Annotated in this window: 26 protein-coding genes and 1 pseudogene; all 27 read left to right on the plus strand. The window is 40.6% G+C overall.

What is annotated here, in order from left to right:
* Positions 1–276: 276 nt before the first annotated feature.
* The gene (gene rpsJ, locus MHB45_RS25230; RefSeq protein ID WP_019244375.1) at positions 277–585 is read left to right on the plus strand and encodes a 30S ribosomal protein S10; all 309 of its coding nucleotides are present in this window, start codon (positions 277–279) and stop codon (positions 583–585) included.
* A gap of 40 nt (positions 586–625) precedes the next feature.
* Positions 626–1,255: a 50S ribosomal protein L3 gene (gene rplC / locus MHB45_RS25235; RefSeq protein ID WP_048677885.1), complete on the plus strand. Its 630-nt coding sequence runs from the start codon at positions 626–628 to the stop codon at positions 1,253–1,255.
* Positions 1,256–1,280: 25 nt separating this feature from the next.
* Entirely contained in the window at positions 1,281–1,904 is a 624-nt protein-coding gene (gene rplD, locus MHB45_RS25240; RefSeq protein ID WP_034305025.1) for a 50S ribosomal protein L4, read from the plus strand.
* The gene (gene rplW, locus MHB45_RS25245) at positions 1,904–2,188 is read left to right on the plus strand and encodes a 50S ribosomal protein L23 (protein ID WP_034305023.1); all 285 of its coding nucleotides are present in this window, start codon (positions 1,904–1,906) and stop codon (positions 2,186–2,188) included. The genes rplD and rplW overlap by 1 nt, the downstream gene beginning before the upstream one ends.
* Positions 2,189–2,214: 26 nt before the next feature.
* Positions 2,215–3,045: a 50S ribosomal protein L2 gene (gene rplB, locus MHB45_RS25250; protein WP_034305021.1), complete on the plus strand. Its 831-nt coding sequence runs from the start codon at positions 2,215–2,217 to the stop codon at positions 3,043–3,045.
* Positions 3,046–3,105: 60 nt separating this feature from the next.
* Positions 3,106–3,384, plus strand: coding sequence for a 30S ribosomal protein S19 (gene rpsS / locus MHB45_RS25255; protein ID WP_034305018.1), 279 nt, complete (start codon positions 3,106–3,108; stop codon positions 3,382–3,384).
* Between the two features lie 17 nt (positions 3,385–3,401).
* The gene (rplV, locus tag MHB45_RS25260; RefSeq protein WP_034305017.1) at positions 3,402–3,743 is read left to right on the plus strand and encodes a 50S ribosomal protein L22; all 342 of its coding nucleotides are present in this window, start codon (positions 3,402–3,404) and stop codon (positions 3,741–3,743) included.
* Between the two features lie 3 nt (positions 3,744–3,746).
* The gene (gene rpsC / locus MHB45_RS25265; protein WP_034305014.1) at positions 3,747–4,403 is read left to right on the plus strand and encodes a 30S ribosomal protein S3; all 657 of its coding nucleotides are present in this window, start codon (positions 3,747–3,749) and stop codon (positions 4,401–4,403) included.
* A gap of 1 nt (position 4,404) precedes the next feature.
* On the plus strand, positions 4,405–4,839 hold the full coding sequence (gene rplP / locus MHB45_RS25270; protein WP_034305012.1) for a 50S ribosomal protein L16: 435 nt from the start codon (positions 4,405–4,407) through the stop codon (positions 4,837–4,839).
* Entirely contained in the window at positions 4,829–5,032 is a 204-nt protein-coding gene (rpmC, locus tag MHB45_RS25275; protein WP_034305010.1) for a 50S ribosomal protein L29, read from the plus strand. Before rplP ends, rpmC begins: the two co-directional genes overlap by 11 nt.
* Before the next feature lie 18 nt (positions 5,033–5,050).
* Complete coding sequence (gene rpsQ / locus MHB45_RS25280; RefSeq protein WP_048677887.1) at positions 5,051–5,314, plus strand: 30S ribosomal protein S17; 264 nt, start codon at positions 5,051–5,053, stop codon at positions 5,312–5,314.
* A gap of 41 nt (positions 5,315–5,355) precedes the next feature.
* The gene (gene rplN, locus MHB45_RS25285; protein WP_034305005.1) at positions 5,356–5,724 is read left to right on the plus strand and encodes a 50S ribosomal protein L14; all 369 of its coding nucleotides are present in this window, start codon (positions 5,356–5,358) and stop codon (positions 5,722–5,724) included.
* Positions 5,725–5,767: 43 nt separating this feature from the next.
* Positions 5,768–6,079: a 50S ribosomal protein L24 gene (gene rplX / locus MHB45_RS25290; RefSeq protein ID WP_034305002.1), complete on the plus strand. Its 312-nt coding sequence runs from the start codon at positions 5,768–5,770 to the stop codon at positions 6,077–6,079.
* 29 nt (positions 6,080–6,108) lie between these two features.
* On the plus strand, positions 6,109–6,648 hold the full coding sequence (gene rplE, locus MHB45_RS25295) for a 50S ribosomal protein L5 (protein WP_048677889.1): 540 nt from the start codon (positions 6,109–6,111) through the stop codon (positions 6,646–6,648).
* A 25-nt stretch (positions 6,649–6,673) separates the two neighbouring features.
* On the plus strand, positions 6,674–6,859 hold the full coding sequence (locus MHB45_RS25300; RefSeq protein ID WP_034304998.1) for a type Z 30S ribosomal protein S14: 186 nt from the start codon (positions 6,674–6,676) through the stop codon (positions 6,857–6,859).
* 30 nt (positions 6,860–6,889) lie between these two features.
* Positions 6,890–7,288, plus strand: a complete 399-nt coding sequence (gene rpsH / locus MHB45_RS25305) for a 30S ribosomal protein S8 (protein WP_034304995.1) — start codon at positions 6,890–6,892, stop codon at positions 7,286–7,288.
* Between the two features lie 30 nt (positions 7,289–7,318).
* Positions 7,319–7,855 carry a 50S ribosomal protein L6 gene (rplF, locus tag MHB45_RS25310; protein ID WP_048677892.1) on the plus strand — a complete coding sequence of 179 codons (537 nt, stop codon included), beginning with the start codon at positions 7,319–7,321 and terminating at the stop codon, positions 7,853–7,855.
* Between the two features lie 32 nt (positions 7,856–7,887).
* Positions 7,888–8,250 carry a 50S ribosomal protein L18 gene (rplR, locus tag MHB45_RS25315; RefSeq protein WP_034304989.1) on the plus strand — a complete coding sequence of 121 codons (363 nt, stop codon included), beginning with the start codon at positions 7,888–7,890 and terminating at the stop codon, positions 8,248–8,250.
* A 22-nt stretch (positions 8,251–8,272) separates the two neighbouring features.
* Entirely contained in the window at positions 8,273–8,773 is a 501-nt protein-coding gene (gene rpsE / locus MHB45_RS25320) for a 30S ribosomal protein S5 (protein WP_034304987.1), read from the plus strand.
* A gap of 16 nt (positions 8,774–8,789) precedes the next feature.
* Positions 8,790–8,972 (plus strand): 50S ribosomal protein L30, encoded by a 183-nt coding sequence (gene rpmD, locus MHB45_RS25325; RefSeq protein ID WP_034304984.1) that lies wholly within the window; start codon positions 8,790–8,792, stop codon positions 8,970–8,972.
* Positions 8,973–9,004: 32 nt separating this feature from the next.
* A complete protein-coding gene (rplO, locus tag MHB45_RS25330; protein WP_034304982.1) occupies positions 9,005–9,445 on the plus strand; it encodes a 50S ribosomal protein L15 in 441 nt (146 codons plus the stop codon).
* A complete protein-coding gene (secY, locus tag MHB45_RS25335; protein ID WP_034304981.1) occupies positions 9,445–10,740 on the plus strand; it encodes a preprotein translocase subunit SecY in 1,296 nt (431 codons plus the stop codon). The genes rplO and secY overlap by 1 nt, the downstream gene beginning before the upstream one ends.
* 58 nt (positions 10,741–10,798) lie before the next feature.
* Entirely contained in the window at positions 10,799–11,452 is a 654-nt protein-coding gene (locus MHB45_RS25340) for an adenylate kinase (protein ID WP_048677894.1), read from the plus strand.
* 71 nt (positions 11,453–11,523) lie between these two features.
* Positions 11,524–11,975 (plus strand): annotated as a pseudogene (locus tag MHB45_RS25345) (M24 family metallopeptidase); the annotation flags it as partial.
* A gap of 42 nt (positions 11,976–12,017) precedes the next feature.
* The gene (gene infA, locus MHB45_RS25350) at positions 12,018–12,236 is read left to right on the plus strand and encodes a translation initiation factor IF-1 (protein ID WP_028390440.1); all 219 of its coding nucleotides are present in this window, start codon (positions 12,018–12,020) and stop codon (positions 12,234–12,236) included.
* Positions 12,237–12,276: 40 nt separating this feature from the next.
* A complete protein-coding gene (gene rpmJ, locus MHB45_RS25355; RefSeq protein ID WP_003156543.1) occupies positions 12,277–12,390 on the plus strand; it encodes a 50S ribosomal protein L36 in 114 nt (37 codons plus the stop codon).
* A gap of 22 nt (positions 12,391–12,412) precedes the next feature.
* The gene (gene rpsM / locus MHB45_RS25360; RefSeq protein ID WP_034304978.1) at positions 12,413–12,778 is read left to right on the plus strand and encodes a 30S ribosomal protein S13; all 366 of its coding nucleotides are present in this window, start codon (positions 12,413–12,415) and stop codon (positions 12,776–12,778) included.
* Positions 12,779–12,794: the final 16 nt, after the last annotated feature.

The following is a 12,794-nucleotide window of genomic DNA, read 5'->3' on the forward strand; positions in this document are numbered from 1 at the left end:
GATAATTCCAAATGAAGAAAATGGATATGAAAGACCACGTAGAATGTACTTGTAAATACTTGTGATAGTATGTATAATAATAAAAGTGTGTTGCACAAGAAAAATCTAAGTTTGACTTGCATTTCACTTGTGTTATATGTATAATAGACAATGTTGGTCTTTGACTGCGATGATATGGAAGGTTGCTGACACACCCGGCCGCTTTGCCATGGCGAGTGTGTGGGAAATTTCCATTGAGAAGGTCTATTTTAAAATAGGCGAAAAGGAGGGAAAATTATGGCAAAACAAAAAATTCGTATCCGTTTAAAAGCATATGATCACAGAATCCTTGATCAATCTGCTGAGAAAATTGTTGAAACTGCAAAACGTTCTGGTGCGGCTGTATCTGGTCCGATTCCATTACCTACTGAAAGATCGGTATACACGATCCTACGTGCGGTTCATAAATACAAAGATTCTCGTGAACAATTCGAAATGCGTACGCATAAACGTCTAATCGACATCGTTAACCCAACTCCACAAACAGTTGATTCATTGATGCGTTTAGATCTACCATCAGGCGTTGACATTGAAATCAAATTATAATTCATATAAATATGAACAATTACTCTAGGAGGTGTGACTTATGACCAAAGGAATCTTAGGAAGAAAAATCGGTATGACTCAAGTTTTTGCTGAAAATGGTGAACTTATTCCGGTAACAGTTATCGAAGCTGCTAATAACGTGGTTCTTCAAAAGAAAACTGTTGAAACTGATGGCTATGAAGCAGTTCAAGTTGGTTTTGAAAACAAACGTGAAAAGCTTTCTAACAAACCTGAAAAGGGCCATGTTGAAAAAGCAAATACTACTCCTAAGCGCTTCATTCGCGAATTCCGCGGAACGGATCTTACTGAATATGAGATCGGTCAAGAAGTCAATGTTAGTATTTTCGCTGAAGGCGATTTAGTAGATGTATCAGGAATTTCAAAAGGTAAAGGTTTCCAAGGCTCTATCAAGCGTCATGGACAATCTCGCGGACCTATGTCTCATGGTTCTCGTTACCACCGTCGCCCAGGTTCAATGGGTCCTGTAGCTCCAAACCGCGTATTCAAAGGTAAACTTTTACCAGGACGTATGGGTGGAGATCAAATCACTGTTCAAAACTTAGCTATCGTTAAAGTTGATGTTGAACGTAACCTACTATTGATCAAAGGTAATGTACCTGGTGCTAGAAAAGCATTGATCAAAGTTAAATCTGCTGTTAAAGCAAAGTAATTTCTGAGAAAGGAGGAGCAATAGAATGCCAAAAGTTACATTGTTCAACCAAACAGGTTCACAAGTTGGCGACATCGAACTAAATGAATCCATCTTTGGTATCGAACCTAATAATCACGTATTATTTGAAGCAATCATCATGCAACGAGCTTCCTTACGTCAAGGAACTCATAAAGTTAAAAACCGTTCTGAAGTTGCAGGCGGTGGACGTAAACCTTGGAAACAAAAAGGAACTGGACGTGCGCGTCAAGGTTCTATCCGTTCTCCACAATGGCGTGGCGGTGGCGTTGTTTTTGGACCAACTCCAAGATCTTACGCTTACAAGCTACCTAAAAAGGTACGTCGTTTAGCTATTAAATCTGCATTGTCTGCAAAGGCATTGGAAGAGAACATTTTGGTACTTGAAAGCTTGTCTTTCGAAGCTCCAAAAACAAAAGAGTTTGTAGCGGTACTTAAAAACCTTTCTGTAGATACTAAAACTTTAGTCGTTACTGACGGTTTAGATGAGAAAGTTGCTCTTTCTGCACGTAACATCCCTGGTGTTACTGTAGTTGAAGCTGATGGTCTTAATGTTCTTGATGTTGTTTCACACAACAAATTGATCTTGACTAAATCAGCTGTCGAAAAAGTAGAGGAGGTGCTTGCATAATGGATGCACGCGATATCATTAAGCGCCCCGTAATCACTGAACGCTCTTCAGACATAATGGCTGAAAAGAAATATACTTTTGAAGTTGATGTTAGAGCTAATAAAACTCAAGTTAAAGATGCTGTTCAAGAAATTTTCGGCGTTAAAGTTGAGAAAGTAAACATCATGAACTACAAAGGTAAATTCAAACGCATGGGCAAACATGCAGGCTATACTAACAAGCGCCGTAAAGCTATTGTTAAATTAACTGCTGACAGCAAAGAAATCGAGCTATTCGAGGCTTAATTCATTAGAGAAGGAGGGAAATACAAATGGCGATTAAGAAGTATAAACCTACCTCTAACGGTCGACGTAATATGACAACTTCCGATTTTGCTGAGATCACTACAGACAAACCGGAAAAATCATTACTTGCTCCTTTACACAGCAAAGGCGGCCGTAATAACCAAGGTAAGTTAACAGTTCGTCATCAAGGTGGCGGCCACAAGCGTCAATACCGTATCATCGATTTCAAACGGAATAAAGATGGTATACCAGGACGCGTTGCTACTATTGAGTACGATCCAAATCGTTCTGCAAACATTGCATTAATTAATTACGTTGATGGAGAAAAACGTTATATCCTAGCTCCGAAAAACCTAGAAGTAGGTTTGGAAGTTATGTCAGGTCCAGAAGCTGACATCAAAGTGGGTAACGCACTTCCTCTTATTAACATCCCAGTTGGTACAGTAATTCATAACATCGAGCTTAAACCAGGAAAAGGTGGACAATTAGTCCGTTCAGCAGGTACATCTGCTCAAGTACTTGGTAAAGAAGGCCGTTATGTACTTGTACGTTTAAACTCAGGTGAGGTTCGTATGATTCTTGCTACTTGCCGTGCTTCAATCGGTCAAGTCGGTAATGAACAACATGAACTTATCAACATTGGTAAAGCTGGCCGTAACCGTTGGTTAGGTAAACGCCCAACAGTTCGTGGATCTGTAATGAACCCGAATGATCACCCACACGGTGGTGGTGAAGGTAAAGCGCCAATCGGACGTAAATCACCAATGTCTCCATGGGGTAAACCTACTCTTGGATTCAAAACTCGTAAGAAGAAAAATAAATCCGATAAATTTATCGTACGTCGTCGTAAAAAATAACGGGATTGAGCTACGGTTCATATATAGAACCGTAGAACAGTCACGAAGGGAGGTACTCGCATGGGTCGTAGCTTAAAAAAAGGGCCTTTTGTTGATGATCATTTATTGGTAAAAGTTGAAAAATTAAATGAAGCTGACAAGAAACAGGTAGTAAAAACTTGGTCTCGTCGCTCAACAATCTTCCCGCAATTCATCGGACACACAATCGCCGTTTATGACGGTCGTAAGCACGTGCCGGTTTATGTAACAGAAGATATGGTAGGTCACAAACTAGGCGAATTCGCGCCTACACGCACTTATAAAGGTCACGCAAGTGATGACAAGAAAACAAGACGTTAATGAGAGGAGGGCATCTCATGCAAGCTAAAGCTGTCGCTAAAACAGTTCGTATTGCTCCTCGTAAAGTGCGTTTAGTCGCAGATTTAATTCGAGGAAAACAAGTAGGTGAAGCAGTAGCGATTCTTCGCTTAACACCAAAATCTGCTTCTCCAGTCGTAGAAAAAATTCTGAAATCTGCTATCGCAAATGCAGAACATAACTACGAAATGGATATTAATAACCTAGTCGTTTCAGAAGCATACGTTAATGAAGGACCAACATTAAAACGTTTCCGTCCTCGCGCTCAAGGTCGTGCGAGTGCAATTAACAAACGTACTAGTCATATTACAATCGTTGTATCAGAAAAGAAGGAGGGGTAATCTGTGGGTCAAAAGGTAAATCCAATCGGTATGCGTATCGGGATAATCCGTGACTGGGAATCCAAATGGTACGCTGATAAAGACTACGCAGTTCTTTTGCATGAAGACATCAAAGTTCGTGAATATATCGCGAAACGTCTAAATGATGCTTCTGTTTCAAAAGTTGAAATCGAGCGTGCAGCTAACCGTATCAATGTATCTGTCCACACTGCTAAACCAGGAATGGTTATCGGTAAAGGCGGTACTGAGGTCGAAGCACTTCGTAAAGCTTTGAACCAGTTGACTGGCAAAAGAGTTCATATCAATATCATCGAAATTAAAAGAGCAGATCTTGACGCAAAATTGGTTGCTGAAAACATCGCTCGTCAATTAGAAAACCGTGTTTCATTCCGTCGTGCTCAAAAGCAAGCTATCCAACGTACTATGCGTTCTGGAGCAAAAGGAATCAAAACTCAAGTTTCTGGTCGTCTTGGCGGTGCTGATATTGCTCGTGCTGAACATTACAGCGAAGGAACAGTTCCACTTCACACACTTCGTGCAGACATAGACTATGCTCATGCTGAAGCAGATACTACTTACGGTAAGCTAGGCGTGAAAGTTTGGATCTACCGTGGAGAAGTTCTTCCTACTAAGAAGAAATCTGAGGAAGGAGGAAAATAATATGTTATTGCCAAAACGCGTAAAATACCGTCGTGAACACCGCGGTAAGATGAGAGGGATGGCTAAGGGCGGCACTGAAGTTCACTTCGGAGAATTTGGACTTCAAGCTCAAGAAGCTTCCTGGATCACGAACCGTCAAATCGAAGCAGCTCGTATTGCGATGACTCGTTATATGAAACGTGGAGGGAAAGTTTGGATCAAAATCTTCCCAAGCAAACCTTACACAGCTAAGCCGCTTGAAGTACGGATGGGTTCCGGTAAAGGTGCTCCTGAAGGTTGGGTAGCAGTTGTTAAACCGGGCAAAGTTATGTTTGAAATCTCTGGTGTATCTGAAGAGGTGGCAAGAGAAGCATTGCGCCTTGCAGCACACAAACTTCCAATCAAATGCAAGTTTGTAAAAAGAGAGGAAATTGGTGGTGAAACAAATGAAAGCTAATGAAATCAAAGATCTAACCACTGCTGAAATTGAACAAAAACTAAAATCTCTTAAAGAAGAACTATTTAATCTTCGTTTCCAGTTAGCTACTGGACAACTTGAAAATACAGCTCGCATCCGTGAAGTTCGCAAATCGATTGCTCGTATGAAAACAGTTGTTCGTCAAAGAGAAATCGGTGTCACTAATCGATAATGAATGGAGGTTTGCAGAATGAGCGAACGCAACCAACGCAAAATCTACACTGGACGCGTAGTATCCGACAAAATGGATAAAACAGTTACAGTTGTTGTAGAGACCTATAAAAAGCATTCTTTATACGGTAAACGCGTGAAATACTCTAAAAAGTTTAAAGCTCATGACGAGCTAAACGAAGCTAAAGCAGGCGACGTAGTACGTATCATGGAAACTCGTCCACTTTCAGCTACAAAACGCTTCCGTCTTGTAGAAGTAGTAGAAAAAGCAGTAATCATTTAATCTAGTTCGGATTAAGCTAATTCCGAAGGGAGGTACCGTACATGATTCAACAAGAATCTCGTTTAAAAGTCGCTGACAATTCAGGTGCTCGTGAAGTGCTAACAATTAAAGTCCTAGGTGGTTCAGGCCGTAAAACTGCAAACATCGGTGATATCATCGTTTGTACAGTTAAACAGGCAACACCAGGAGGCGTTGTTAAAAAAGGTGAAGTCGTTAAGGCTGTTGTTGTCCGTACAAAACGTGGTATGCGTCGTCCTGACGGTTCTTACATTCGTTTCGATGAAAACGCATGTGTAATTATCCGTGACGATAAGAGCCCACGTGGAACACGTATTTTTGGACCTGTTGCTCGTGAATTACGTGACAATAGTTTCATGAAGATCGTTTCTCTTGCTCCAGAAGTTCTATAATATGTAAAATTTGTATAAAGCCTTTCAAGGAGGTGCCAAGCTAATGCATGTTAAAAAAGGTGACAAAGTCGTAGTCATCTCTGGTAAGGACAAAGGCAAACAAGGAACAATTCTTTCTGCATATCCGAAACAAAATCGTGTACTTGTTGAAGGAATTAACATCGTGAAAAAGCATTCAAAGCCATCTCAACTTAATCCACAAGGTGGAATTATCAGTAAAGAAGCTGCTATTCACGTATCCAATGTAATGCCACTTGATCCTAAATCAGGTAAACCGACTCGTGTTGGATATAAGATCGAAAATGGTAAAAAAGTACGCGTAGCTAAAATATCAGGTGAATCTTTAGATAAATAAGTCATAAATGAAGGGAGGTACACTAAGCAATGAGCCGCCTTAAAGAAAAATTCAAAAGTGAAATTACACCGTCATTGATGGGTAAATTCAACTATCAATCAGTAATGCAAGTACCAAACATTGAGAAAATCGTTATTAACATGGGTGTGGGTGACGCAGTTTCTAACTCGAAAGCTTTAGATACAGCTGTTGAAGAACTTACATTGATCACTGGTCAAAAACCAGTTATAACAAAAGCAAAAAAATCAATCGCAGGCTTCCGTTTGCGTGAAGGTATGCCTATCGGAGCGAAAGTTACACTACGTGGTGAGCGTATGTATCAATTCCTCGATAAGCTAGTATCTGTATCTTTACCGCGTGTACGTGATTTCCGCGGCGTTTCAAAGAAATCCTTTGACGGACGTGGAAACTATACATTAGGCGTTAAAGAACAACTTATCTTCCCTGAGATTGATTACGATAAAGTGAGCAAAGTTCGTGGTATGGACATCGTTATCGTAACGACTGCCAACACTGACGAAGAAGCTCGTGAACTACTTACTCAAGTTGGAATGCCGTTCCAAAAGTAATCTCTAAATAAAGGGAGGCGAAATCGTGGCTAAAAAGTCTATGATCGTAAAGCAAAAACGCGAACAGAAGTTTAAAGTACAAGAATATACACGTTGCGAACGTTGCGGACGTCCACATTCTGTATTACGTAAATTTAAACTTTGTCGTATTTGTTTCCGCGAACTTGCATATAAAGGACAAATTCCTGGCGTTAAAAAAGCTAGCTGGTAAAACCCGAGTTTGGGAAGGAGGTAAAATATAATGGTCATGACAGATCCTATTGCAGATATGCTTACTCGCATCCGTAATGCGAATATGGTTCGTCACGAAAAACTGGAAGTTCCTGCTTCAAAGATCAAAAAGGAAATTGCTGAGATCTTAAAAAGTGAAGGCTTCGTACGTGACTTTGAATTAATCGAAGACAACAAACAAGGTATCATCCGTATCTTCTTAAAATACGGTGCAAACAACGAACGTGTTATCACTGGTCTAAAACGTATCAGCAAACCTGGTTTGCGTGTATATGCAAAAACTGGAGAGGTACCACGCGTTCTTAACGGTTTAGGTATCGCAATTGTTTCTACTTCTCACGGAGTTTTAACAGACAAAGAAGCTCGCTCTAAACAAGTTGGCGGAGAAGTTTTAGCATACGTTTGGTAATACATTTTCACAAGAATGGAGGTGCACATTATGTCTCGTATAGGTAAAAAACCTATTGAAATCCCTGCAGGCGTAACAGTTACTGTTACTGGAAGTGAAGTAACTGTTAAAGGACCTAAAGGTGAATTATCTAGATCATTCAGTCCTGACCTTTCAATCGTTGTTGAAGAGAACGTGTTAACTGTAACACGCCCGTCTGACGAGAAGACTCACCGTTCTTTACACGGTACTACTCGCGCGCTTATCTCTAACATGATCGAAGGTGTATCAACAGGTTTCGTAAAATCACTTGAACTTATTGGGGTTGGGTACCGTGCACAAAAGCAAGGTAACAAGCTTATCCTTAACGTAGGATATTCCCACCCTGTAGAAATAGAGCCAGAAGCTGGCGTTGAAGTCGAAGTTCCTTCTAATACAAAAGTAATCGTAAAAGGTGCAAGCAAAGAACGTGTAGGAGCTCTAGCAGCTAATATCCGTGATGTTCGCCCGCCTGAACCGTATAAAGGTAAAGGTATCCGTTACGAAGGCGAATTCGTTCGTCGTAAAGAAGGTAAAACAGGTAAGTAATGCCGCATAAGTAAACGAAAGGAGTGACGTAAATGATTACGAAGCTTGATAAAAATGCTACTCGTCAGAAAAGACATGCGCGTGTACGTGCTAAGCTTTCTGGAACAGAAGCTCGTCCTCGTTTAAATGTGTTTCGTTCAAACAAACACATTTACGCACAATTAATTGACGATGCAAAAGGCGTAACATTGGCAAGTGCTTCAACTCTTGATAAAGAGATCGGTATCGAAGCAGGTAGCAATGCTGAAGCAGCTCAAAAAGTTGGCGAACTTATTGCGAAACGTGCTGTTGAAAAAGGTTTCAAAGCTGTGGTTTTTGACCGCGGTGGTTACCTCTTCCATGGTCGTGTTAAAGCATTGGCTGACGCTGCTCGTGAAAACGGCTTAGAATTTTAATGGATAAGGAGGGACATAACAGATGCGTAGCATTGATCCTAATAAATTAGAACTTGAAGAACGCGTAGTTACAGTAAATCGTGTAGCTAAAGTTGTTAAAGGCGGACGTCGTTTCCGTTTCACTGCACTAGTTGTTGTTGGTGATAAAAATGGTCATGTTGGATTTGGTACTGGTAAAGCTCAAGAAGTTCCGGATGCTATCCGTAAAGCTATTGAGGATGCTAAGAAAAATCTAATTACTGTACCGATGGTTGGTACTACTATTCCTCACCTTGTGAACGGTCGCTATGGCGCAGGTCACATTCTATTGAAACCAGCTTCTGAAGGTACAGGAGTAATTGCTGGTGGTCCTGTTCGTGCGGTACTTGAATTAGGCGGAGTTAGCGATATCTTGTCTAAATCACTAGGTACTAATACACCTATTAATATGGTTCGCGCAACAATTGAAGGATTGAAGCAATTGAAACGTGCTGAAGACGTAGCTAAGTTACGTGGAAAATCAGTACAAGAACTGTTAGGATAAGGAGGGAAATCGAATTATGGCTAATAAATTAGAAATCACCCTCACTCGCAGCTTGATTGGTCGTCCTGAAGATCAACGTGTTACAGTTAACACTTTGGGTTTACGCAAAATGCATCAAACGGTTGTTCAAGAAGATAACCCTGCGATTCGCGGTATGATTACCAAAGTTGCTCATCTTGTTACTGTAAAAGAACAATAAAATAATTTTTAACTTAACAAGGAGGTGCCAACATGAAACTTCATGAGTTAAAAGCTGCAGAAGGTTCTCGTAAAGAACGTAAACGTAAAGGTCGCGGTATTGGATCTGGTAACGGTAAAACAGCAGGTAAAGGACACAAAGGACAAAACGCTCGCTCCGGCGGCGGTGTGCGTCTTGGATTTGAAGGGGGTCAAACTCCTCTATTCAGACGTTTACCTAAACGTGGATTTACCAACATCAACCGTAAAGACTATGCTATCGTGAACCTTGATACGTTAAATCTTTTCGAAGACGGTACTGAAGTAACACCAGCTCTTCTACTTGAGACTGGCGTTGTAAGTAAAGAAAAAGCAGGAATCAAGATTCTTGCCAAAGGAAGCATTGAGAAAAAGCTTACTGTTAAAGCTCACAAATTCTCGTCTACTGCTAAAGAAGCTATCGAAGCTGCTGGCGGTAATACAGAGGTGATCTAATGTTTCGCACGATCTCCAATTTTATGCGCGTGGGTGAAATAAGGAATAAGATTATTTTTACCCTTCTAATGTTAATCGTCTATCGCATCGGTACATTTATACCTGTACCGCATGTGAATGCCGATTTTCTCGCTGAACAGGACCAGCTGAGCGTCATCGGGCTTTTAAATACCTTTGGCGGCGGGGCGCTGCAAAATTTTTCCATTTTAGCGATGGGTATCATGCCGTACATCACGGCATCCATCATCGTTCAGCTGCTACAGATGGATGTTGTTCCTAAGTTCACTGAATGGTCTAAACAAGGGGAAGCAGGGCGCCGTAAATTAGCGCAATTCACTCGTTACTTCACTATTATCCTAGGGTTTATCCAAGCAGTTGGAATGTCCTATGGGTTCAATAATATGTCAGGTGGACAGTTGATTGAAAATCCTGGAATTGCAACATACTTGCTTATTGCGACTGTCTTAACGGCAGGAACAGCTTTTCTTTTGTGGTTAGGGGAGCTGATCACTGCTAAGGGTGTGGGTAATGGGATTTCCATCATTATCTTTGCTGGTATCGTAGCTAGTTTGCCTACTACGGCAAATCAGATTTACGCACAGCAATTTGAGAATGCCGGTGATCAATTATTCTTACGAATCATAACGATTATCCTCATAGTTTTAGCAGTATTAGCAATCGTGGTTGCTGTTATCTTCATTCAGCAGGCATTACGTAAAATTCCTATTCAGTATGCGAAACGTGCTGCGGTAGGTCGTACGCAAATGGGTGGCCAGTCTACTCATTTACCATTGAAAGTAAATGCTGCGGGGGTTATTCCGGTAATCTTTGCAATGGCATTTATTATTACTCCCACTACAATCGCTTCTTTCTTTGGAAAGAACAGCGTGACTAGCTGGATATCAACAAATCTTGATTACACCAAACCAATTGGTATGATCATATATGTTGCTCTTATCATTGCTTTTGCGTATTTTTATGCTTTCATTCAGGTTAATCCTGAACAAATGGCTGAGAATTTGAAAAAGCAAGGTGGCTATGTGCCGGGGATTCGTCCAGGTAAGAGTACACAAGAATATTTAACACGTGTTTTATACCGTTTGACGTTTGTAGGCTCGATATTCTTGGCCATCATTGCCGTTTTACCGGTATTTTTCATTAAGCTTGCTGATCTACCTCAATCTGCACAGATTGGTGGTACCAGTTTGCTGATCGTAGTCGGGGTTGCCCTTGATACGATGAAGCAGCTGGAATCACAACTTGTGAAGAGACACTATAAAGGCTTTATAAAGTAATGAGTTTTGGGAACGGCTTGTTCCCTTTACCCATTATAGAGTTTGAGGGGGAAGAAAATTGAATCTAGTGTTAATGGGTCTGCCGGGTGCTGGTAAAGGCACTCAAGCTGAACAAATCGTAGAAAAATATAATATCCCTCATATCTCTACTGGAGATATGTTCCGAACAGCTATCAAAGATGGAACAGACTTAGGTCTAAAGGCGAAATCATTCATGGACAAAGGCGAATTGGTACCTGATGAAGTTACCATTGGCATCGTACGTGAGCGTTTAAGCAAGGAAGACTGCCTAAGAGGATTTTTGCTTGATGGATTTCCACGTACTGTGGCACAGGCAGAGGCACTTGAAAGCATTCTAACTGATTTAGATCGCAATATGAATTTTGTCATTAATATCGATGTTGATAAAAGCATCTTAATGGAAAGATTGACAGGGCGTCGTATTTGCAAATCATGTGGTGCGACATACCATCTTGTATTCAATCCTCCTGCTAAAGATGATGTATGCGACCGCTGCGGCGGAGAATTATATCAACGTGCCGACGATAATGCTGAAACGGTTCAAAATCGCTTAGATGTGAATTTGAAACAAACAAAGCCACTTCTTGATTTCTACGGAGACAAAGGTTACTTGGTCAACATTAACGGACAGCAAGATATTAATAAGGTATTTGAAGATATTGATGTGTTGCTTGGTGCTTTACAAAATTAATCATATGTATTGATTTATGAAATTCATACCATTTTTATAACTTACTAGTTAAACTTGGTGCATTCCTATAATACAAAGGGTATAATGGATTTCGCGAGAGCATTCGCACATTTATTAATCAGGTTCTTGTACTTGGTATTCCCTGAATTGGGCGATTACTTTTTAAGTGATCTTCATGGACATATCCGGTCGGCAAAATTGATGAAGAAATGCAGTGACTCTATTGGGATTCCTAAAGAGTCGTGATATAGAGGGTTGAAAGAAGCTATGTCAGGCGTGCGCCTTTCAAACATCTCCCATGCTATTCAAACCTATGTCGAGACTAATTGCTTCTCTATTTCGAGAGTATGTCGGTCACGGAATCGGTCAAGACTTACATGAGGACCCATAAAATCCTCATTTCGGTCCAACTGATAAAGGTCCTCAGTTAAAGCCTGGTTCTACAAAATGGTGAATACTTGATGCAGAATTGTAAGACTTATGAGGATAATTGGACTGTAGTAATGTTGACGGAAAGATGTGCACCTTTAATAGGTTCACGCATAGAGAAGGGAGAATCACTTTAATGGCGAAAGATGATGTAATTGAAGTAGAAGGCACAGTACAAGAGACTTTGCCAAATGCAATGTTTAAGGTAGAATTAGAAAATGGTCATACTGTTTTAGCTCATGTATCCGGTAAAATTCGTATGCACTTTATTCGCATTTTGCCTGGAGATAAAGTTACGGTTGAGCTTTCCCCGTATGATCTAACTCGCGGCAGAATCACATACCGGTTCAAATAATCCGGTTACGCTCCGATCTGTATAAGGAGGTTAGATAGCAATGAAAGTCAGACCATCAGTCAAACCAATCTGCGAAAAGTGTAAAGTTATCCGCAGAAAAGGTAAAGTAATGGTTATTTGCGAAAACCCTAAACATAAACAAAAACAAGGCTAAATAGAAGGAGGTGCACTCAAGCATGGCACGTATTGCTGGAGTAGATATTCCCCGTGACAAACGTATTGTTATCTCATTAACATATATATATGGTATTGGAAAACAAACAGCGATCAAGATTCTTGCAGAAGCAGGCGTTTCTGAAGAAACTCGCGTTCGTGACTTAACGGAAGACGAATTGAACAAAATTCGTGATATCATTGACAAGCTTAAAGTAGAAGGCGACCTTCGTCGTGAAATCTCCCTAAACATCAAACGTTTAATGGAAATCGGTTCTTACCGTGGTTTACGTCACCGTCGTGGTCTTCCTGTTCGCGGTCAAAATACAAAAAACAATGCTCGTACGCGTAAAGGACCTCGTCGTACTGTAGCTAACAAGAAAAAATAATTAGTAAAGGAGGTTA

This window comes from Peribacillus sp. FSL K6-5616 (genome assembly GCF_038008245.1).
In the GTDB taxonomy this organism is placed as follows: domain Bacteria; phylum Bacillota; class Bacilli; order Bacillales; family DSM-1321; genus Peribacillus; species Peribacillus frigoritolerans.